This is a genomic window from Schaalia sp., from assembly GCF_050312375.1.
Classification (GTDB): Bacteria; Actinomycetota; Actinomycetes; order Actinomycetales; family Actinomycetaceae; genus Pauljensenia; species Pauljensenia hyovaginalis.
The window spans coordinates 16,179-36,367 of sequence record NZ_JBNOYB010000088.1; the positions used below are offsets into that span (position 1 = coordinate 16,179).

A 20,189-nucleotide genomic window follows, 5' to 3' on the forward strand; every position below is an offset into this window, starting at 1 on the left:
GGTGCAGGGCTCTCATTCATGTCGGTCCCATCCTCACGCACGAAGGGTCGGCGCCGCTCTCGCAGCGCCGACCGCCCGCGGATTCGCCGAGACGCTCGGTGACGAGTCGGCCTTGGGCCTGCCCGGCAGCAGGTCTCACCGCGCCCCGGCTCTGCCCGGCAACAAGTCGGACACCACCTCACACTCACCCGGGCATGCCCGGCAACAAGTCGGACACCGCCTCACACTCACCCGGACCTGCCCGGTGACAAGTCGGACATTGAAAGACTGTTTCGTCGAATCTCACCCGTTTCCAGGCTTTGATGTCCGACTTGTCGCCGGAGCCCCACTTCTGAGCGTCCGACTTGTCGCCGAGCCCTCCTCAGCCCTGGAGCGCCGCCCGGGCGAGCTGCGCCGTCTGCGAAGGCGTGCGCCCGACCTTGACGCCGACGGCCTCAAGCGCCTCCGCTTTCGCAGCAGCAGTGCCCGACGAGCCCGACACGATCGCCCCGGCGTGCCCCATGGTCTTGCCCTCGGGCGCGGTGAAGCCCGCGACGTAGGCGACGACCGGTTTCGTCATGTTCTGCGAGATCCATTCGGCCGCGCGCTCTTCGGCGTCCCCGCCGATCTCGCCGATCATGACGACGAGCTCGGTGTCGGGATCGGCCTCGAAGGCGGCCAGGGCATCGATATGGGTGGTCCCCACCACCGGGTCGCCGCCGATGCCGAGGCAGGTCGTGAAACCGATGTCGCGGAGCTCGTACATGAGCTGATACGTCAGAGTCCCGGACTTCGACACGAGGCCGATCCTGCCGGGCCCGGTGATGTCCGCCGGGGTGATGCCCGCATTCGATTGCCCGGGGCTGATGATGCCGGGGCAGTTCGGGCCGATCAGGCGCGTCCCCGCCGCGAGCGCCCGGTCCACGATGACCGTTGAATCGGCGACCGGGATGCCCTCGGTGATGACGACGACCGTTTCGATCCCCGCTTCGATGGCCTCGAGGGCGGCGCCCTTCGCGAAGGCCGGGGGGACGAAGAGCACCGAAGTGTTGGCGCCCGTCGCTTCGCGGGCCTGCGCGACCGTCCCGAACACGGGGATTTCAACACGGCCGTTCTCGACCCGATCGGATGCGGGCCCGTAACCGACGACGTCGAAGGGGACGGTGGTACCGGCCTTGCGGGGGTTCGTTCCCCCGACGATCACGGTGCCGGCGTTGAGCATCCTTTGAGTGTGCTTGCGCCCCTCCGCGCCGGTCATCCCCTGGACGATGACGCGGGAATCAGAGTTGAGGAAAATCGTCATTGCCTGTGTCCTTCCGTGTCACTTCGCCTGTGCGGGGGCGGCTGCGAGTTCGGCGGCGCGGCGGGCCGCATCGTCCATCGTCTCCACCATGTGAACGAGGGGGTGCGAGGCCTTGACGAGGATGTCGCGGCCCTCTTCGACCTTGTTGCCGTCGAGGCGCACGACGATCGGCTTCGTCGCGGTCTCGCCCAGCACCTCGAGCGCCCCGAGGATGCCTTCGGCAACCTCGTCGCAGGCCGTGATGCCGCCGAAGACGTTGACGAAGACGGATCGGACCTGCTCGTCGCCGAGGATGATGTCGAGTCCCTTCGCCATGACCTCCGCGCTCGCGCCGCCGCCGATGTCGAGGAAGTTGGCGGGTTTCACTCCGAGGTCCTCACCGGCCATGGCGACGACGTCGAGGGTCGACATGACGAGTCCGGCGCCGTTGCCGATGATTCCGACCTCGCCTTCAAGGCGGACGTAGTTGAGGCCGGCCTCCTTGGCGAGCGCTTCGCGCGGATCCTGGGTGACGCGATCGACGAGGGCCTCGTGCTCCGGGTGGCGGAAACGGGCGTTGTCGTCGAGGCTCACCTTGCCATCGACGGCCCAGACGGTCCCATCGGTCGCGGTGACCAGGGGGTTGACCTCGACGAGGGTCGCATCCTCGTCGCGGAAGGTCTCCCACAGGGCGACGAGGACGGGGGCGAGGTCGTCGAATCGTTCCGAGTCGAATCCTGCGGCGACGAGGATCTCGCGGGCGGTCTCCTCGTCGATGCCGCGCACCGGATCCAGGGGGACGCGGGCGAGGGCCTCGGGGCGTTCCTTCGCGAGCGTCTCGATGTCCATTCCGCCTTCTTTGGAGCACATCGCGAGGTAGCGGCGGTGTGAGCGGTCGAGGAGGATCGAGAAGTAGTACTCCTCGGCGATGTCGGCGCCCGAGGCGATGAGAAGCGTGCGGACGACATGGCCCTTGATGTCGAGGCCGAGGATCGCCTCGGCCTTCTCAGCGGCCTCGTCGGGGGTGCGCGCGAGTTTGACGCCCCCCGCCTTGCCGCGCCCGCCCGTCTTCACCTGCGCTTTGACGACCAGCAGCTCGGCCCCCTCGCCGAGGAGCGTCGTCGCGGCGGTGCGGGCTTCGTCAACCGTCACCGCGGTGATGCCGGGGAGGACGGGAACGCCGTGAGCGCGGAACACATCACGTGCCTGGTATTCGTACAGATCCACCTCGAGTTCCTTCCAGGGATTGACATACGAACGCCGATCGGCTTGCTCGACGTCGAGATATCCACGGCAAGACTACATCCGCCTAGGCATTTCGTCCTAGAGATGATGGAGGAATGCAGAGAACGAGGACGTAGGCGGAGCGCCCCGCGGCCTCGCCATCCTCCCTCAGATCTTCTCCATCGGAGCCATGCGGACGAGAAGGCGCTTCTCTGCGCGCCCGAATTGCACGCGGGCGATCGTCTTCGGGCCCGAGCCCTCGACTCCGAGGACGGTGCCCACGCCCAGGGTCTCATGCTTGACGCGGTCTCCGACGGAAAGATCCAGAGGCGGACGATCGACGGGAACGCGCGGGGGTTTCGCCCCCATCCGCACTGTGCCGGCTCGAACACCGCTCACCGGCTTCGCAGCGCCCGAGCGCCCGCTCCCGAAGACCGGAGTCCCGTCCTCGCCCCAGGGATCGCGACCGCGTCCCCGATGCGAGGAGGACCATGAACCCGCCCATCCCGTCAATGAGCCCCGCGCCCGGTCCTGAGCGGTGACGGAACGACGGATGTCGAGGAGCTCGGGCGGAATGTCGTCCAAGAAGCGCGAGGGCGGTATCTCCTGGGGCGCGCCCCAGGCGGAGCGCACGGCCGCTCGCGTGAGATAGAGCCTTTCGCGCGCCCTGGTGATCGCCACGTAGGCGAGTCGGCGCTCCTCTTCGAGTTCGCCCGGATCGGAGAGGGAGCGCTGGTGGGGGAAGGTTCCGTCCTCCATCCCCGTGACGAAGACGGTCGGGAACTCCAATCCCTTCGCCGTGTGGACCGTCATGAGGGTGACTTGCCCGGAGCGCTGGTCCTCAGAGGGAACCTGATCGGAATCGGCGACGAGGGCGACGCGCTCGAGGAAGGCGGCGAGATCGCCCTCGGGATCGACCTGCGAGAAGTCCTTCGCGACGGAGTGGAGCTCGGCCAGGTTCTCCACCCGTGAGGCGTCCTGCGGATCCTCGGACTTGCGCAACTCGGCCAGGTAGCCGGTGCGATCGAGGATCTCCTCGAGGATGTCCGCAGGGGCTGCGGCGCCCGAGTCCCCTGCTCGCGCCACCTGGAGGAGCCCCCAGAAGTCGGCGATCGCCGACGCCGCCCGGGGAGCGAGCCCGAGCACGGGCCGAAGCGGTCCAGCCCCTCCCCCGCCGAGAGCATCACCGTCCCCCGTCGAAAGCATTACCCCGTCCCCGCCGGGCCCACGGGATCCGCCCGCCGACGGCCCCGCCGTCCCGGGCACGGCCACCTCGGGCCATCCACCCGCTTCGGGCTCGGCCGCGGGTCGATCATCCGCGGACGGGACCTGAACGGCCCCTTCGGAAGAGGACGCGGCGTCCTCGGACGGCCCTTCGAGCGGAGCCGCAGCCCCGCCCTCGTCCCCGGGCGCGCCGCTCGAATCGGATGCGCGCTTCGGCTTCCCGTCAGGCCATTCGACGCCCTCGCCCTCGCCGAGGGGACGGCCCTGCGCCTCCCACACGTCCGCGATGGCTTCTCCGAAGGAGATCCCGTATCGGTCGGCGTGCGCGACCAGGGCCTGCTCGGCCTTCGCCCCGATGCCGCGCCGGGGCACGTTGAGGATGCGGCGCAGCGCCACCGTGTCATCCGGGTTGGACACGGCCTGGAGGTAGGCCAAGGCGTCCTTGATCTCCTTGCGCTCGTAGAAGCGCGTGCCGCCGACGACCCGGTACGGGATGCCCTGGCGGACGAGGAGCTCTTCGAGGGCCCTGGACTGGGCGTTGGTCCGGTAGAAGACGGCGACATCGCCCCATTCGCCGCCCGCATCGTGGAGGCGGTCGATTTCGGCGACGACGAAGCGCGCCTCGTCGTGCTCGGAGTCGGCTGCGTCGAGGATGATGAGCGCGCCGTCGCCCGAGTCGGTCCACAGGCGCTTCGGGCGGCGCCCCTCGTTCTTCGCGATGACCGCATTCGCCGCGGAGAGGATGTTCTGGGTCGAGCGGTAGTTCTGCTCGAGGAGGATCGTGCGCGCGCCCGGGAAGTCGCGTTCGAACTCCTCGATGTTGCGGATCGTCGCGCCGCGGAAGGCGTAGATCGACTGGTCGGAATCGCCGACGACCGTGAGCTCGGCGGGCGCGATCCCGTCCTCTCCGTCCCCGACGAGGAGGCGGACGAGGACGTATTGGGCGTGGTTCGTGTCCTGGTACTCGTCGACGAGGACGTGGCGGAAGCGCCGATGGTAGTGCTCGGCGAGGAGGCGGTTGCCTGCGAGGAGCTCCACCGTGCGCATGATGAGGTCGTCGAAGTCGAGGGCGTTCGATTCGCGCATCCGCTTCGCGTACTCGAGGTAGGTCTCGGCGACGACCGTGGAGATCGGGTCGTTCTGCGCGGTCTCGGCGTATTTCTTCGCCGAGATGAGCTCGTTCTTGAGATCGGAGATGCGCGCGGCGACGAGCTTGGGGGTGAAGCGCTTGATATCGACGTTCGCGGCCTTGAGGATGATCTGGATGAGCCGCTGGGAGTCCTGGGCGTCGTAGATCGTGAAGGAGGAGCGCAGGCCCGCGGCCTCGTGCTCGGCCCGGAGGATCCGCACGCAGGCCGAGTGGAAGGTCGAGACCCACATCCGCGAGGCGGCGCGCCCGACGAGAGCCCCGACGCGCTCGCGCATCTCCGCTGCGGCCTTGTTCGTGAAGGTGATGGCGAGGATCTGACCGGCGCTCGCCCGTCCGGTCGCGAGTAGGTGAGCGATCCGATGGGTCAGTACGCGCGTCTTGCCCGAACCCGCGCCCGCCATGATGAGGAGCGGGCCGCCCTCGTGGACGACGGCCTGGGACTGGCGTTCATTGAGCCCGCGGATGAGCTCCTCCGGGGCGGGCCCGCAGAGCGCGCCCGCATTCGCGCCGCTTGCGATCGGCGAGAACGCCCCGTACTCCGATTCGTCCTCGATCGGCGGGATGCCCTCATAGGGGGATGGCGCCGATGCCCACGTGGCCTCATCGGCCGGGGGCTCGGACATCGCGGCCGTCGGATCCCAGACGGGGAGATCCTCCGGGGCGGGGTCCCACAGGGGCGGGTCGATCGGCCCGAGATCGGGCAAGGCGGTGTAGTCGGTCATGGCGTCACCACTCTAGTTGAGGCCGTGGGCGTCTGCGGTACGGCCCGGCTCCGCGCCGATGCTCTGGTGGTGCTCCCGACGGGAGGGCGCCGGGGACCGCCCTCGCCCCCTACTTCTTGCGGTACAGGGACTTCGTCGCGTAGACCGGCTCGTTCGTCACCTGGATGCCGAGCGAACGGAAGATCCCCTCGTCGACGGGGCCGAGGATCGTCGAGGTGTGGACGTCGCATCCGCGCAGGTCGCCGAGGCGGTCGAGGGCGCGACGCGCCCGTTCGTCGGTCGAGGCAGAGACCGCGAGCGCGATAAGCACCTCGTCGGTGTGCAGGCGAGGGTTGCGCGATCCGAGGTGGACGGTCTTGAGGGTCTGGATCGGTTCGATGGCTTCCGGCGAGAGGAGCTCGACCGCGTCATCGACTTCCGCGAGGGCCTTGAGGGCGTTGAGGAGCATCGCCGAGGAACAGCCCAGCAGTTCAGAGGTCTTCCCGGTGACGATCCGGCCGTCGGCGAGTTCGATCGCGGCGGCCGGGGCCTTCGTCGCCTTCGCGATCCTCCGGACGGGCGCGACGACGGGCCGGTCGGTCTCGGCGATTCCGAGTTTCGCCATGAGCAGGGCGATCCGTTCGGACTGGACGGGCTCGGCCAGCTCCTTCTTCTCGGTGACGAGGGCCTTGAAGTACCTGCGGATCACCTCCTGCTTCGACGCCTCGGAGCAGGCCTCGTCGTCACTGATCGAGAGCCCCGCCATGTTCACGCCCATGTCGGTCGGCGACCGGTAGGGGGATTCGCCGAGGATCTCGGTGAAGAGCCGGCCCAGGACGGGGAAGATCTCGACGTCGCGGTTGTAGTTGACGGTTTGGACGCCGTGGGCCGCGAGGTGGAAGGGGTCGATCATGTTGACGTCGTCGAGGTCGGCGGTCGCGGCCTCGTAAGCGATGTTCACCGGGTGGTCAAGGGGGAGATTCCAGATGGGGAAGGTCTCCCATTTCGCGTATCCGGAGGAGAGCCCGCGCTTGTGATCGTGGTAGAGCTGGGACAGGCAGGTCGCCATCTTGCCCGAACCGGGTCCCGGCGCGGTGACGACGACGAGGTCGTGGCTCGTCTCGATGTACTCGTTGCGGCCGTAGCCCTGGTCGGAGACGATCCGGGCGACATCGTTCGGGTAGCCCGCGATCGGGAAGTGCCGGTAGACCTTGATGCCGAGGCGTTCGAACTTGCGCTTGACGGCCTTCGCCTCGCGGTTGTCGTCCGCCCATTGCGTGATCACGACGGAGCCGACGAAGAGCCCGTGCTCGCGGAACTCGTCGATGTGGCGCAGGACCTCGTCCTCGTAGGTGGTCCCGAGGTCGGCGCGGACCTTGCGCCGTTGGAAGTCCTTGGCGTTGACGGCGACGATGATCTCGACGTCGTCGGCAAGCTCGGAGAGCATCGCGACCTTGTTGTCGGGCGTGAAGCCTGGGAGCACACGGGAGGCGTGCATGTCGTCGATGAGCTTCCCGCCGAATTCGAGGTAGAGCTTCCCGCCGAACTGGGCCCTGCGTTCGGCGATGTGCTGCGACTGCAGTCGCACGTACTTCTCGCGGTCGAATCCGATGGTGCGCACCCTGTTCTCCGTCCCGGCGATCGTCCGACCGCCCGGGGAAATCCTAGGGCCAAAGACCGGGCGGGGAGAATCCCCGGGCAGTCACGGTCCTCACACGATGTGGCGCTGCATCGCCCAGCGGGTGAGTTCGTTGCGGTTCGACAGCTGGAGCTTGCGCAGCACGGCGGAGACGTGGGTCTCGACGGTCTTCACGGAGATGAAGAGCTCGTTGCCGACCTCCTTGTAGGTGTAGCCGCGGGCGATGAGGCGCATGACCTCCTGCTCCCTGGCGGACAGGAGATCGAGCTCATCGTCGCCGATCGCGACTTGTCCGGTCCCGAAGGCGTCGAGGACGAATCCTGCGAGTCTGGGCGAGAAGGCCGCGTCCCCGGCCGCCACGCGACGGATCGCTTCGACGAGCTCGGGGGTCGTGATCGATTTCGTCACATAGCCGCGGGCGCCGGCCCGAATGACCTGGACGACGTCCTCGGGCGAATCGGAGACGGACAGGGCGAGGAAGCGCAAGCCGTCGACGTCTTGGCAGGAGGCCGCGACTTCCGCGCCGCCGCCGCCGTGCCCGCCGGGAAGGTGGACGTCGAGCAGGGCGACATCGGGCTTGAGTTCACGGCAGGCCGCGATGGCGCCCTCGACGTCGGCCGCTTCACCGAGGATCTCGAGCTCCGCACCGGAGTTCTCGAGTTCGGCGCGCACACCTGCGCGGACCATCGCGTGATCGTCGATGACGACGAGTCTGATCGGCATGTTTTCAACCCCTCTTCGGCTGGAATGGTGCTGTGCTGGGAATCCTGGGGAGGGTCAGGGCGATTTCGGTGCCCGTGGTGAGGCACCGGATGCGCGCGGTCCCGCCCGCTCTTTCCATGCGTCCGATGATCGAGTCTTTCACACCGTGCCGATCCGAGGGGATCGAAGCGGGGTCGAATCCGGATCCGGAGTCCTTGATGAAGGCTTCGACCGATTCGGGGCGGGTTTCGACGTAGACGGAGACGGGAGGGCGGCCGTGCCGCACGGCGTTCGCGGCGGCCTCGCCGAGCGCGGCGACCAGGGCGAGCTCGCCCGGCCCCGGGACGCAGTCCCCGACGGCGACGACCTCCACGGGCACGCCGTACTTCGATTCGAGGGCTCCGACGGTTTCACGGACCGCTTCGGCGAGTGAATCGGCGGCCTGCGAGCGTCCCGTGTAGAGCCATGAGCGGAGTTCTCGCTCTTCAGAAAGGGCGAGAGCGCGCACTCGGGCGGGGTCGTGCGCGGCCGAGCGGATGAGGGTCAGGGTTTGCAGGACGGAGTCGTGCAGGTGCGCGGCGATATCGGCGCGCTCGGCGTCGCGCACCTGCTGGGCCTGGGTGTCGGACAGATCCGAGGAGGTGCGCAGCCACAGCGGGGCGAGGGCGAAGAGCACGCCTGCGACGACGACCGCTCCGATGAGACCGCCGCGCAGGAGGATCAGGGGCGGGTCGCCGCGGCCCACGAGGACGATCGTGCCGATCGACACCATGATGACGCCGATCGACACGATGACGAGGAAGCGGCCGGAGCGCCAGTTGTCGAGGTTCGCGCCCTGGCTCCAGGCGAGGCCGATCCCGATGATGACCGTGGAGGCGGAGACGATGTCCTTGAGGTCGACGACGCCGAAGGCGGACAGGCCCAGGGCGATGAGGCCTCCGACGATGATGATGAAGCCCGCGAGGAACAGCTGGTTCCGTGCGGTGATCCTCGAACGGTCCTCCCCCGGCACCCTCAGCGGGGCCGCCGCTCTCGAGCCGCCGATACCGTTCGGAGCGAATCGGCCCGTGTCCTTCGGCGTCATCATCCACAGCCACAGGTAGAGCAGGAGGCCCGTGCCGCCGAAGAGCGTGAGTGCCGCGAAGGCCCACCGGACCACGTGCACGGGGATGCGCGCGTGCACGGCCAAGCCCGATGCGACTCCCGCCATCCAGGGGGTCGGCATGTCGACCGAATCGGGCGTCGCGCGTCTGAGCGCCGGGCGCGAAGCATTCGGGGCGGGGGGATTCCAGTCCCGTCCTGCACCGGTCGGCGAGGGCGGGGCCCAGAACCGGTTTTCAGGATCAGAGGGGACTGCCACGCCCCTATCATCACACCCTCGAGGCGCCCCGCGGTCCATGATCTTGATCTTTCAGGGAGGTATCAGGGCTGTTCCCCATTTCGTCGAGGCGTATTTCACGGAAGAGTAGTGGCATGGACGAGACATATCCTTCCGGTCACTACGCGTCGCCGCACCCGGGCGATGGGCCTTCCGGACCATCGCACTCGGGCTTCTTCCACTCCCTGCGCCGCTCGGGCTGGTACCGCGCCGAGATCCGGACGGTCGGGGGAGTCTGCTCGGGAATCGCCGCGAAGACCGGGTGGGATCTCGCCCTGGTGCGCGGCCTGAGCGTCATCGCCTGCATCTTCGCTCCGCCCCTGCTCGCGCTCTACGGCTTCGCCTGGGCTCTGCTTCCGGAGCAGCGCGATGGCCGCATTCACGCTGAGGAACTCGTCGCGGGACGACTCGATGCGGCCCAGCTCGGCGCGGGTCTCCTGATGTTCGTGGGCCTGACTTCATTCGTGCCCGTGTCGCTCAACTTCTCGGCGGGCTCCCCTCTCGCCTTCTTCGCTTCCCTCGGGACCTTCGGGATCCTCGCGCTCGTCGTCATCGTCGTCATCGCGCTTCTGGTGGGGTCGTCGGCTCGATCGGCCCCCGCCCAGCCCTTCGTCGGCGCCGCACCGCAGCGCCCCGCGCCTCAGGGGAACGGGGCCGACGCGGGCTTCGCGGCTCCCGGACGGCCCGCAAGCGGGCCTTCCGCCCAGTTCAGCACGCCGGTCCCGCCCTCGGCGCCCTCATTCGCGCCCCAGAGCGCTGACTGGCGCAGCATGGGAGGACCGCAGGCCGTCCCGACCCCGCCGCCCGTTCAGGGTGCGCGCGTCCCCTACTCGCCGACGGGCCCGGCCGCGCACTCGATGCCCCGCACGGCTCCTTCGCCGATGCCTCCGGCGCCCCCTCAGGGAAGGGCACCTTACACTCCTTCGGCCGTCTGGACGCCGCCGGTTCCCGTGCCCGTCAATCACGTCTCCCGTCGTTCCAACCTCCTCGTCACCGGTCTCATCGTCATCGTCATGGCCGGCACCTTCCTTGCGATGTACCTCATCGGCCGGGGATTCTTCTTCAGCGACTACATGCCCGCCGACGTGGTGAACGCGGGACTCATCGGCGCGGGGGCCTGCCTCCTCACCGTCGGCCTCGCCCTCGTCATCGCCTCGATCCGCGGCAAGGGCGCGGGCTGGTTCATCGCCTTGTCCCTCATCGGCTGCTTCCTGGCGCTGCCGACCGCACTGGTCGGCCTGTCCGCCACCTACGACTCGAGCGCTTCCGATCACCTCGTCGTCGATGAGACCCCCTACAGCTACGACTGGACGAGCGACGCGGTCTCCGGCTCGATCCTCGGTCAGGCCCACCTCGATCTCACCGCAGCCCCCTCGGGCGCTGTCAAGGACATCTACGTCGACGCCTCGGTGTACGACCTGTCGATCTCGGCCCGGGCGGATCAGCCGCTGAGGATCGTCTGCACGCGGGAGATCGATGACGTCGTCGCCGCGTACTGGAGCGGACCGGCCACGCAGGACGAGAACGCCCCCTCTGCCGCGGATTGGGTCGCGCGGCTTCGCAGCTGCGCCGACGTGACCGAGAGCGCGGCGCCGGGCGTGTCGACCCAATCGTCCACTTGGAGCTCCGAGCAGGGCATCACGATTCACGTGGACACCTGGCTCACGAGCTTCATCTACTCCGAGGACGCCCCGCCCCTCGAGTCCGATGCCGCCGCCGAGTCCGCCGAGGACGCGGCCCCCGATTCGAAGCAGTCGGCTGAATCCGCCCAGTCCGCCGCCCCCGCGCATGACCTCCAGCCCCTGAGCGATTCGGCTCACGACGAGAACAGGAGCCTGTGATGACCCCCGATCCTCATACCGAAGACACTCGGATCCTTCCGAGCGGAACCGACGAAACGGCTCCGCTGCGGGCCCTCGCCGCCGAGCGGCCGGGCGACCCCGAGCCGCTCGAGGCTACGGTCGTCGTTCCCACTGAACAGACCGAGGCGATCCACGCCGAACAGACCGAGGCCATCCCCACTGAACAGACCGAGGCGATCCACGCCGAACAGACCGAAGCCACCCCCACTGAACAGACCGAGGCGATCCACGCCGAGGAGGACGAGGTCGCTCCGGGCGACCGGGGCGAGGGGGCCACGTTTCCCCTTGACCCGACTGCGCCCCTCGCCTCGGAGGCTGCGCCTGAAGCGCTTGCGCCCGATCAGCCCGCTGCTCCTGTAGCGCCGAAGGTCTGGACCGCGGCGGACGCCCCCGCGCAGGGCGCCTCGGGCCGGTCGACGCATGTCCGTGTCGGTCAGCTCATCTGGGGATGCATCGTCGCCCTCCTGGGCGTCTTCTTCATCGCGCTCCCCTTCATCTCCAACGTCGATGTCCCCGCACTCTTCATCGGCCTCGTCGGCCTGCTGGGCCTGTCCTTGATCGTCGCGGCCCTGGTGGTGGGAAAGGACCCCGCACCGAATCGCGGCTCGCGCTAGTGCCGGGAGCTCTCACCCGAGAGGACAAGAGGGAGGGTCCGAACCATGACGGTTCGGACCCTCCCTTCGTGACGAGCCCTTGAAGCCCGCCGACGCGGAAGCCCGGGTTCAGGCTCCGGTCACGTCATCGGGGATCGAGTCGGCGTAGCGCGCGAGCTCTTCTTCGATGATCGCCTCGTCGAGCTTGGTGAACACCGGAGTCGGCTTGGCGATCGGCGTGCCCGCGGTGATCTCGTGGCGGCCCCATGCGGGCGCGCTCGTATAGTCGCCGGTGATGATCGGGTAGCCGGACCGGCCGTTGAAGGCGTCGGGCAGGACCTCGGGATCGAGCTCTTCGACCTCCTCGATGCGCGGCATCGGCGCGATCCGGCCCGCACCGCCCATGACGCGGTCGACGTCGTTGGCCGCGTGCGGGAGGAATGGGGAGAGCATGAGATTGAGGTCTGCGACCGCCTGGGCGAGGGTGTGGAGCACGGTCGCGAGGCGTTCCTGCTCCTCGGGGGCCTTGAGTTTGAAGGGCTCGGTGTCGGCGACGTACTTGTTCGCCTCGCCGACCAGTCGCATCGCCTCGGCGAGGGCGGCCTTCTGGCGGTGATGCCGGATGAGGTCGCCGACGGTGCCGAAGCCCGCATTGATCGCGTCGAGGAGCTCGCGGTCGATGTCCTCGAGCTCGCCCGGAGCGGGGATCTCGCCGAACTTCTTCGCGATCATCGAGGCGGTCCGATTGACGAGGTTGCCCCAGCCGGCGACGAGCTCGCCGTTCGTGCGGCGCACGAACTCCGCCCAGGTGAAGTCGGAGTCGGAGGTCTCCGGGCCGGCCGCCGAGATGAAGTAGCGCAGCGCATCCGCCTGGTAGCGCTCGAGGAAGTCGCGGACGTAGATGACGATCCCGTGCGAGGAGGAGAACTTCTTCCCCTCCATAGTGAGGAACTCGCTGGAGACGACTTCGGTCGGAAGATTGAGGACGCCGAGCTCGCCGTGCTCGCCACCGCGCGCTCCCCGACCGTTGTAGCCGATCATCTCGGCCGGCCAGATCTGGGAGTGGAAGACGATGTTGTCCTTGCCCATGAAGTAGTAGGACAGGGCCTCCGGATCGTTCCACCACTGGCGCCACGCCTCGGGGTCGCCCGTGCGGCGCGCCCACTCGATCGAGGCGGACAGGTAGCCGATGACCGCGTCGAACCACACGTAGAGGCGCTTGCCCGGCTGGTCCTCCCAGCCGGGGACCGGGATGCCCCAGTCGATGTCGCGGGTCATCGCGCGCGGGCGGATGTCCTGAAGGAAGTTCTTCGAGAACTTGATGACGTTGGGGCGCCATGTGCCCGACTGCTCACGTTCGTCGAGCCAGGCGGACAGGGCCTGGGCGAGGGCGGGGAGGTCGAGGAAGTAGTGGGTCGATTCGACGAACTCCGGGACCTCGCCATTGATCCGTGAACGCGGGTCGATGAGGTCGGTCGGGTCGAGCTGGTTGCCGCAGGCATCGCACTGGTCGCCGCGGGCCCCCGGGGTCGAGCAGATCGGGCAGGTGCCCTCGATATAGCGGTCGGGCAACGTGCGGCCCGTCGAGGGGGAGATCGCGGCCCGGGTGACCTGCTCGATCATGTAGCCGTTGTCCCGTACGGTCCGGAACATCTCCTGGACGATGCGGTAGTGGTTGCCCGCCGTCGTCCTCGTGAAGAGGTCGTAGGACAGGCCGAGCGCCACGAGGTCCTCGACAATGAGCCGGTTGTTCCGGTCGGCGAGCTCGCGCGCGCTGATGCCCTCGGAATCGGCTGCGACGAGGATCGGGGTCCCGTGCTCGTCGGTGCCCGACACCATGAGGACGTCGTGGCCGGCCATGCGCATGTAGCGCGAGAAGACATCCGAGGGGACCCCGAATCCGGCCACGTGCCCGATGTGGCGAGGGCCGTTCGCGTAGGGCCATGCGACGGCGGAAAGAATGCGACTCATAGCCTCCAAGACTAGTCGCCGGGCCCGCTTCCGTCGAAAACGGCGCCCCTCGTACCCCGTCGTCGGTCTTCCGCCTCGGCGCCCGCCGCCTCGTCTCCCCTCCCGGGGCAGAGACGGCCTCCCCTCCCCCGCCGGGAGCCCGGTCTTCCTCCCTTCGCGGGATGCCGTCCCGCCCTCGTGACCGGCTCCGATCGGGCGGCGAAGGGGTACCGTAAAATCCGAAGGCAAGAAGCGAGGATGAAGGAGCCCCCATGTCCCGCGCACTGATCGTCGTCGACGTGCAACCCACTTTCTGCGAGGGCGGCGCTCTGCCCGTCGAGGGCGGCAACGCCTGCGCTCAACGGATCGCCGACTTCATCGCCGAGCGTCGCGGCGACTACGCCCTGATCGTCACGACGCAGGACTGGCACATCGAACCGGGCGGGCATTTCTCGTCAGAGCCCGACTTCGTCGACTCCTGGCCCCCGCACGGCCTCGCCGGCACGGCCGAGGCCGAGCTCCACCCCGCTTTGGCGGGCATCGGCGCCGATGCTTCTTTCAAGAAGGGCCAGTACGCGGCCGCTTACTCGGGATTCGAGGGACGCACCGAGGACGGCCGCACGCTGGCCTCGCTGTTGGAGTCCGCGAGCATCGACGAGGTCGACGTCGTCGGCCTCGCCCAGTCCCACTGCGTATGCGAAACCGCCCTCGATGCTGCATCGCTCGGATTCACGGTCCGCGTCCTCTCCGACCTCACCGAAGCCGTGTCGCCGGAAACCGGAGCGGCCGCCTCCGAGCGCCTGGCCGCCGCGGGAGTGGACGAGGTCCCCTCCCGATGATCCGCTTCCCCTCGCCGAGGCTCACGCAGGCGAGGAAGAAGACTCCCGCGACTGCGGCGATCGTCCCGCCGGCCGACAGATCCGCCGCGACCGCGATCCCCAGTCCCGCCAGGCCGATGAGGGCGCCGGACAGGGGCGCTGCGATCGTATAGGCGCGCAGCGAGGGGGCGATCCCTTTGAGGCCCGCCGCAGGAGCGGCGATGAGCGCGATGGAGAGCACCGTCCCGACTGCGGGGATCACGACGACCACGGCGAGGATGATCGCGGCGTGCATGAGCCCGTCGAGGCTCCGGCGCATTCGCGCCGGCGTGGAGGAGGCGTCGAAGCAGTGCGAGGCCAGCATGCCGCCGCGCCCCCGCATGAGCAGGACAAGGGCGGCCAATGCGGCTCCCGCCGTTGCGACGTCGACTTCCGACACTGTGAGAACGCTCCCGGTGAGGAAGGTGGCGACCTGCAGGGGGAGGGGTTGGAACCAGGTGGCGAGGAAGTATCCGAGGGCGAAGCCCAGGGTGAGGACGATGCCCGCGGCCGCCTGTGAGGAGATTCCGGGAAGGCGGACCAGCAGGCCCATGAGGCCTGCGAGGGGCAGGCACATGAGGAAGGCCCCCGCGAAGAGGCAGGCCGACAGTCCTGAGTGCCCCGCTCCGAATCCTGCGGCGATCACGACCCCGAGCACCGCGCCGGGGAAAACTCCGTGGGTCACGGATTCGGCGAAGAAGACCCGCCTGTTGAGGACGGCGAGCACGCCGACGAGGCCCGAGAGGGCGCCGACGAGGAGGACTTCCAGTAGCGGGAGGAGGAGGATGTGCCAGAGATTCATGCCGCATCGACCGTCCTGGGGGCCGAGGGCGCTCCGAGCCCCGCCGCTCCGGTCCTCATCTGCGGGAAGCGCATGAGCAGCCTCGACAGGACGAGGCACAGGGCGAAGACGCCGAGGAGGGAGAGGGAGACCGCCGCCTGCGGAGAGACCGGCCGCGCGGCGGGGGCGTTCATCCATTCGATGCCGATCCATCCTCCGGCGAGGGCGACGAGTGTCGAGATCACAACCATCGCCCGGCTCGTCGTTCCGAGGAGGCGCGCGGCGGCGCCCGGGACGACGAGGTAGCCGATGACGAGGAGGACTCCGACGGCGGTGGAGGCGGACACGACGACGGCGCCCACGGCGGCATTGATGACGACGTCGACGAGGAGCGTGTTGATACCGGCGGCTCCGGCCCCGTGCCTGTCGTGGGCGACGAAGAGCTGTTCCTTCCAGGTCGCGGCCATGAGGATGAGGGCGAGGAGGCAGACGAGGAGGGCTTGAAGGAGGCGGGCATCGGTGACCTCCAGGAGGCGCCCGAACATCAGCGCCTCGAGCTGCCCGGACATGTCCCCCTTCTTCAAGGAGATGATGACGCCGATCGAGAAGAAGCCGGTGAGGATGACCGCCGCGCCGCCCTCGGCGAGGGACGGACGGCGGGAGGCCCAGGTCAGTGCGAGGGCCACGACGACCGCCGTGAGGGCGGCTCCGGGGATGATCCTGTCGCTTCCGCCCCAGATGGCGCCGGCGACGATTCCGGGGAAGACGGAATGGACCATCGCCTCTGCGTTGAATTCCAGTCTCCGCAGGTTCACGATCGTCGCAACGGGGCCGATGACGAGGGCGAGGACGATGAGGAGGAGGAAGGGGCGGAAGAGGTAGGGGGCGCTCGTGGGCGTCGCGAAGCCGGGGACCTGCGAGAGGAGGAGTCTCAAGCCCTCGACGGCTTCGGTGAAGTACTCCGTCATCGTGTGAGTCTCACTTCGATCGCGGCCCCGGCATCGGCTTCGATGAGGACGTCGGAGCCGATGCCGTACGCCTGCGCGAGGTGTTCGGGCGTCAGCACTTCTTGAAGGGGGCCGAAAGCGATCTGGCGGCCCGCGAGGAGCAGGGCCCGCTCACAGGTGAGTCTGGCGAGGGAGAGGTCGTGCGTCGAGACGACGACGCCCACGCCCTCGGCTTTGACCGAGCGGATGATGTCGATGAGGGCGTCCCTGTTCGGCTGATCGAGGCCGTTGAAGGGCTCATCGAGGAGGATGAGGCGAGGACGGGCGACGAGGGCCCTGGCCAGGAGGATCCTCTGGCGCTGGCCGCCCGAGAGACGGCCGAATCGCATGCCCGCCCGCTCGCCCATCCCCACTCGTTCGAGGGCCGCCCGCACGCGGAGGCGATGTTCGCGCGCCGGGCGGCGGAACCATCCGAGTTCGCCGTAAAGGCCCATCGTGACGACTTCCTCGGCGGTGACGGGGAACTCGAGGTCGAGATCCGCCGACTGGGGCACGTGCCCGATCGCTCCGGCCGCGACTTCGACGCTTCCGGCCAGGATCTCGGCCTCTGAGAGGATCGAACGGAGGAAGGTGGTCTTGCCGGAGCCGTTCGGGCCGATGAGGGCGAGGGCCTCGCCCTCGTGAAGGACCCCTGAGAGGCCGGTGACGACGGGCCTTCGCGCATAGCCGAGATCTGCTGCGTCGAATCGGAGAATCGGTGGCATGGCGGTCGGCATTCCCTTCGCTCGCCTCCTTTCAGCCGACGGAGACGGGGAGCGGGGCGAGCTGGCCGCCCCATGCGGTGACCAGGGTCGTGACGTTGTGAATGATGGATCCGATGTAGGTCGCGCCCTCGGATCCTTCGGGGCCGAGGGAATCCCCGTAGAGCGCGTCATCGCCGATCACGGCGGTGACGCCCGCGGCCTTGGCGATGGCCTCGATGGACTTGGAGTTGTTGGAGTTCTCCGCGAAGAGGGCGGTCGCCCCGGATTCCTTGACCTTCTGGGCCGCGTCGGCGATATGCGCGGCGGTCGCGTCCTGCTGCTCGCTGAAGTCCGAGAGCGCGGCGCCGATGAAGTCGAGGCCGTAGCTCGCCGAGAAGTATCCGAAGGCGTCGTGCGAGGTGAAGAGCACGCGGTGCTCAGGGGGGATGGAGGCGATCGATTGGGTGACCCACTGGTCGAGGTCTGTCAGTCGCTTGAGGTAGTCCTCGACCCTGTCCTTGAAGAGTTCGGCGTTATCCGGGGAGGCCTTGGCGAGGGCGTCGCCGATGTTCGCAACCTGGATCGCAGCGTTCTTGGGGCTGGTCCACACGTGGGGGTCGAATCGGAACTCCGCTTCGCTTTCGCCTTCTTCGGGCGGGAAGGGCCAGGTGGCCACCTCGACCTTTCGGCTCCCTCGGTCCACCGAGTAGCGCAGCTCCTTCTCCTTGGCGAGTTGGGCGTTCAGGTCGTCGACATCCGCGGCCGAGAGGACGCCGGTGGTGACGGCCATGCTTCCCGTGAAGCCGGAGGCCTCGACCGCGTCATCGAGGAAGTGCTCGAGGTCGATGCCGTTGACGAACATGATGTCCGCTTCGGCGAGCGCTTTCGTCTGAGCGGGGGTCATTTCATGCTCGTGCGCGCTCGCGTTGGGGGCGAGCAGGCAGGTGAGGCGAAGCGTCGTGGCCGCCTTCCCCTCTTCGGCTCCGGAGCGGCTCTGGGTTCCGTCAGCGGCGGTTTTGACGAGGGCGAGGCTCGCTTCCTCTGAGGAGTCGGTGGCGATCTGGGTGATGTAATCGCAGATCTGAGTGGTCGTCGCGACGACTGAGACGGTGGGGGCTTGCGAGTCCGCCGCCCCGCCGACCGCCGGGGAGCCCGCAGCGCACGCCCCGAGAAGGGGAGTCAGGCCGAGGACGAGCGCGCCGATCACGGGGAGGCGCCGCGGTAGTGCGGGGGTTGCGGAGATCTGCATGGATGCACCCTTCTCTTGATTCAAATCCGACAATAGTTCGGCTAACCGAAATCTTGACGAGAATGATTTTCACAGAGTTTTCGGCATACCGAAATCTTTTGAGACGAAACTCTCAGGCCAATCCGAATCGAGAGCAGAGCGCACCCCTCGCAGCCCGGAATCGCAGACGCCTGAGGGAAGGCGGAAAGACGTTTCCTCTTTCAAGCTTTCACGCGCCCTGCGCATTCACGCGCCCCGCGCCTCCACACTCACTGCGCCTCCGTGCGCACTGCAAGCGGGTCGTCAGGCCTCCCGCGCCGCATCCCTGCGCCGCAGGGCCGCCTTGTAAAGGTCGTTCTTCCTCAAACCAGTCGCTTCGGCGACTTCCGCAGCGGCCTCCTTGAGGCGCATCCCCTCCTCGGCGAGGGCCAGCACCGCCATGACATGGTCCTCGGCATTGCCGCCGCCCCGATATCCGGCGACGACGATCGTGATCTCACCGAGCACCTCGCCGACTGTCGCAGCGATGAGCGCATTGAGATCGCCGCGCAGCACCTCTTCGTGGGATTTCGTCAATTCACGGCAGACGACCGCTTCGCGCGAGCCTCCGAAAGCCTCCGCCATCCTCACGAGCGTCTCATTGAGTCGCTTGGGGGACTCGAAGAAGATGAGGGTCCTCGGGTCGTCGGAGAGGCGTTGCAATGAGCTGCGCGCCTCGCCCTCCTTCCGGGGCAGGAACCCCTCGAAGGCGAAGCGATCCGAGGGAAGACCCGATACCGCCAGAGCCGTGACCGGCGCCGATGGGCCCGGAAGGGCTGAGACGCGCACTCCCCGTTCAACCGCCGTGCGCACGACCCGGAATCCGGGATCCGAAACAGTCGGCATTCCCGCATCCGATACGAGGAGCACCCGCGCACCATCCTCTGCGAGGGAGACGACCTTGTTCGCGCGCTCGGCTTCGTTGTGGTCGTGCAGGCTCATCAGCTTGCCGTTGATGCGCACATCGAGCCGCGACGCCAGGGCCAGCAGCCGTCGCGTGTCCTCAGCGGCGATCACCTCGGCTTCTCCGAGTGCACGGATGAAGCGCGCGGAGGCGTCGCCCGCATCACCGATCGGCGTTGCCGCCAGAAGGATCGAACCGGGCCGCTGAACTGGGGAGTCGTCGTTCACCACGCGTTCATCGTCTCACCACTGCGCGCTTTCGGAAAGCTCGGTGGCGGAGGCGCGTTCAGCCTCGAGGGCGGAAGAGCGTTCAGCGCAGAGGCGCCAGAACCGCGGAGCGCTCAACGACCGCTTTGACCAGGGCTTCGAGTTCACCGTCCTGATGGGCGGCGGGAGTGAAGTCCTTGCCGCTGAAATCATTGATCAATGAGAGCGTCAGCTGCGGTCGCACCGCGCCGGCTTCGAAGTTCGCAAGGATCTGGCGCAGATGCTCGATGGGGCGGACGCCGCCGGTGTAGGAGTATCCGACGAAGCCGATCCCCTTATGCGCCAGCGTCGCAGGCGCCAAGAAATCCAGGGCGTTCTTCAAGGCCCCCGGAATCGAATGGTTGTATTCGGGAGTCACGATGATGAAGGCGTCGAACTCGCAGAGCGCGGCATTGAAAGCCGCGCCCTTCGGATCCCGGGGCAGGGCGCTGGCCGGCGGGACCGCTTCAGCGAAAAGAGGAAGATCGAAGGACTTGAGATCGACGAGCTCCGCCTCGACCCCATCGATCGATCGCGCCTTTTCGACGACCCAGCGCGCAATCGGCGCTCCCGCAGCATTGGGGCGAACGGAGCCCAGGAGCACTGCAAGACGAACCATGAATGAACCCACCTTCCTGTTTGAATACTCAAACAGGATAAAGGCGGAAGCACAGGGGTGCACACGCACGCGCTCAAACGAGCCGGCGGCTAAAGCGCAAAACGAGCATCCGGCTAGCAACGCAGCGGGGCCGCCCCGAGCA

Annotated in this window: 16 protein-coding genes; 3 read left to right on the forward strand and 13 right to left on the reverse strand. The window is 68.0% G+C overall.

Going from position 1 to position 20,189, the window contains the following annotated elements:
- Positions 1 to 361: 361 nt before the first annotated feature.
- The 6 genes from sucD to ACQY7V_RS06980 all read right to left on the reverse strand — a co-directional run bounded on the left by sucD (position 362) and on the right by ACQY7V_RS06980 (position 9,126).
- Positions 362 to 1,282 (reverse strand): succinate--CoA ligase subunit alpha, encoded by a 921-nt coding sequence (sucD, locus tag ACQY7V_RS06955; RefSeq protein ID WP_320836284.1) that lies wholly within the window; start codon positions 1,280 to 1,282, stop codon positions 362 to 364.
- An 18-nt stretch (positions 1,283 to 1,300) separates the two neighbouring features.
- Positions 1,301 to 2,488 carry an ADP-forming succinate--CoA ligase subunit beta gene (gene sucC / locus ACQY7V_RS06960; RefSeq protein WP_320836283.1) on the reverse strand — a complete coding sequence of 396 codons (1,188 nt, stop codon included), beginning with the start codon at positions 2,486 to 2,488 and terminating at the stop codon, positions 1,301 to 1,303.
- Positions 2,489 to 2,653: 165 nt separating this feature from the next.
- Entirely contained in the window at positions 2,654 to 5,581 is a 2,928-nt protein-coding gene (locus tag ACQY7V_RS06965) for an ATP-dependent helicase (RefSeq protein WP_428639509.1), read from the reverse strand.
- 109 nt (positions 5,582 to 5,690) lie between these two features.
- The gene (locus ACQY7V_RS06970; protein WP_321082465.1) at positions 5,691 to 7,181 is read right to left on the reverse strand and encodes a DUF1846 domain-containing protein; all 1,491 of its coding nucleotides are present in this window, start codon (positions 7,179 to 7,181) and stop codon (positions 5,691 to 5,693) included.
- 90 nt (positions 7,182 to 7,271) lie between these two features.
- Positions 7,272 to 7,922 (reverse strand): LuxR C-terminal-related transcriptional regulator, encoded by a 651-nt coding sequence (locus ACQY7V_RS06975; RefSeq protein WP_428639511.1) that lies wholly within the window; start codon positions 7,920 to 7,922, stop codon positions 7,272 to 7,274.
- Positions 7,923 to 7,926: 4 nt separating this feature from the next.
- Positions 7,927 to 9,126 carry a sensor histidine kinase gene (locus ACQY7V_RS06980; RefSeq protein ID WP_303773418.1) on the reverse strand — a complete coding sequence of 400 codons (1,200 nt, stop codon included), beginning with the start codon at positions 9,124 to 9,126 and terminating at the stop codon, positions 7,927 to 7,929.
- A gap of 248 nt (positions 9,127 to 9,374) precedes the next feature.
- Between ACQY7V_RS06980 and ACQY7V_RS06985 the strand changes: the two genes are divergently transcribed.
- Positions 9,375 to 11,120 carry a PspC domain-containing protein gene (locus ACQY7V_RS06985; protein WP_428639513.1) on the forward strand — a complete coding sequence of 582 codons (1,746 nt, stop codon included), beginning with the start codon at positions 9,375 to 9,377 and terminating at the stop codon, positions 11,118 to 11,120.
- Positions 11,120 to 11,755, forward strand: a complete 636-nt coding sequence (locus ACQY7V_RS06990) for a hypothetical protein (RefSeq protein ID WP_428639516.1) — start codon at positions 11,120 to 11,122, stop codon at positions 11,753 to 11,755. The genes ACQY7V_RS06985 and ACQY7V_RS06990 overlap by 1 nt, the downstream gene beginning before the upstream one ends.
- A 108-nt stretch (positions 11,756 to 11,863) precedes the next feature.
- Here the strand turns inward: ACQY7V_RS06990 and metG are convergent, their stop codons facing one another.
- Positions 11,864 to 13,705: a methionine--tRNA ligase gene (metG, locus tag ACQY7V_RS06995; protein ID WP_320836278.1), complete on the reverse strand. Its 1,842-nt coding sequence runs from the start codon at positions 13,703 to 13,705 to the stop codon at positions 11,864 to 11,866.
- Positions 13,706 to 13,956: 251 nt separating this feature from the next.
- Between metG and ACQY7V_RS07000 the strand changes: the two genes are divergently transcribed.
- Complete coding sequence (locus ACQY7V_RS07000; RefSeq protein ID WP_320836277.1) at positions 13,957 to 14,523, forward strand: isochorismatase family protein; 567 nt, start codon at positions 13,957 to 13,959, stop codon at positions 14,521 to 14,523.
- On the opposite strand, the gene ACQY7V_RS07005 is transcribed toward ACQY7V_RS07000, so the two are convergent.
- From ACQY7V_RS07005 to ACQY7V_RS07030, 6 genes are all read right to left on the reverse strand, one after another.
- Complete coding sequence (locus ACQY7V_RS07005) at positions 14,438 to 15,343, reverse strand: metal ABC transporter permease (RefSeq protein ID WP_320836276.1); 906 nt, start codon at positions 15,341 to 15,343, stop codon at positions 14,438 to 14,440. The two genes, ACQY7V_RS07000 and ACQY7V_RS07005, sit on opposite strands and share 86 nt — an antisense overlap.
- Entirely contained in the window at positions 15,340 to 16,290 is a 951-nt protein-coding gene (locus tag ACQY7V_RS07010) for a metal ABC transporter permease (RefSeq protein ID WP_235361950.1), read from the reverse strand. The genes ACQY7V_RS07005 and ACQY7V_RS07010 overlap by 4 nt, the downstream gene beginning before the upstream one ends.
- Positions 16,287 to 17,033 carry a metal ABC transporter ATP-binding protein gene (locus tag ACQY7V_RS07015; RefSeq protein WP_320836275.1) on the reverse strand — a complete coding sequence of 249 codons (747 nt, stop codon included), beginning with the start codon at positions 17,031 to 17,033 and terminating at the stop codon, positions 16,287 to 16,289. The genes ACQY7V_RS07010 and ACQY7V_RS07015 overlap by 4 nt, the downstream gene beginning before the upstream one ends.
- A 31-nt stretch (positions 17,034 to 17,064) precedes the next feature.
- A complete protein-coding gene (locus ACQY7V_RS07020; RefSeq protein ID WP_320836274.1) occupies positions 17,065 to 18,261 on the reverse strand; it encodes a metal ABC transporter substrate-binding protein in 1,197 nt (398 codons plus the stop codon).
- A 282-nt stretch (positions 18,262 to 18,543) separates the two neighbouring features.
- The gene (gene rsmI / locus ACQY7V_RS07025) at positions 18,544 to 19,413 is read right to left on the reverse strand and encodes a 16S rRNA (cytidine(1402)-2'-O)-methyltransferase (RefSeq protein WP_303773427.1); all 870 of its coding nucleotides are present in this window, start codon (positions 19,411 to 19,413) and stop codon (positions 18,544 to 18,546) included.
- A gap of 79 nt (positions 19,414 to 19,492) precedes the next feature.
- A partial coding sequence (locus ACQY7V_RS07030; protein WP_428639520.1) for an NADPH-dependent FMN reductase occupies positions 19,493 to 20,189 on the reverse strand: 697 nt, incomplete at its 5' end.

Coding starts and splice junctions, on each gene's coding strand:
- sucD (WP_320836284.1), bottom strand. CDS start 1,282: ATGACGATTTTCCTCAACTCTGATTCCCGCGTCATCGTCCAGGGGATG.
- ACQY7V_RS06965 (WP_428639509.1), bottom strand. CDS start 5,581: ATGACCGACTACACCGCCTTGCCCGATCTCGGGCCGATCGACCCGCCC.
- ACQY7V_RS06975 (WP_428639511.1), bottom strand. CDS start 7,922: ATGCCGATCAGACTCGTCGTCATCGACGATCACGCGATGGTCCGCGCA.
- ACQY7V_RS06980 (WP_303773418.1), bottom strand. CDS start 9,126: ATGCCGACCCCCTGGATGGCGGGAGTCGCATCGGGCTTGGCCGTGCAC.
- ACQY7V_RS06985 (WP_428639513.1), top strand. CDS start 9,375: ATGGACGAGACATATCCTTCCGGTCACTACGCGTCGCCGCACCCGGGC.
- ACQY7V_RS06990 (WP_428639516.1), top strand. CDS start 11,120: ATGACCCCCGATCCTCATACCGAAGACACTCGGATCCTTCCGAGCGGA.
- metG (WP_320836278.1), bottom strand. CDS start 13,705: ATGAGTCGCATTCTTTCCGCCGTCGCATGGCCCTACGCGAACGGCCCT.
- ACQY7V_RS07000 (WP_320836277.1), top strand. CDS start 13,957: ATGTCCCGCGCACTGATCGTCGTCGACGTGCAACCCACTTTCTGCGAG.
- ACQY7V_RS07005 (WP_320836276.1), bottom strand. CDS start 15,343: ATGAATCTCTGGCACATCCTCCTCCTCCCGCTACTGGAAGTCCTCCTC.
- ACQY7V_RS07010 (WP_235361950.1), bottom strand. CDS start 16,290: ATGACGGAGTACTTCACCGAAGCCGTCGAGGGCTTGAGACTCCTCCTC.
- ACQY7V_RS07015 (WP_320836275.1), bottom strand. CDS start 17,033: ATGCCACCGATTCTCCGATTCGACGCAGCAGATCTCGGCTATGCGCGA.
- ACQY7V_RS07020 (WP_320836274.1), bottom strand. CDS start 18,261: ATGCAGATCTCCGCAACCCCCGCACTACCGCGGCGCCTCCCCGTGATC.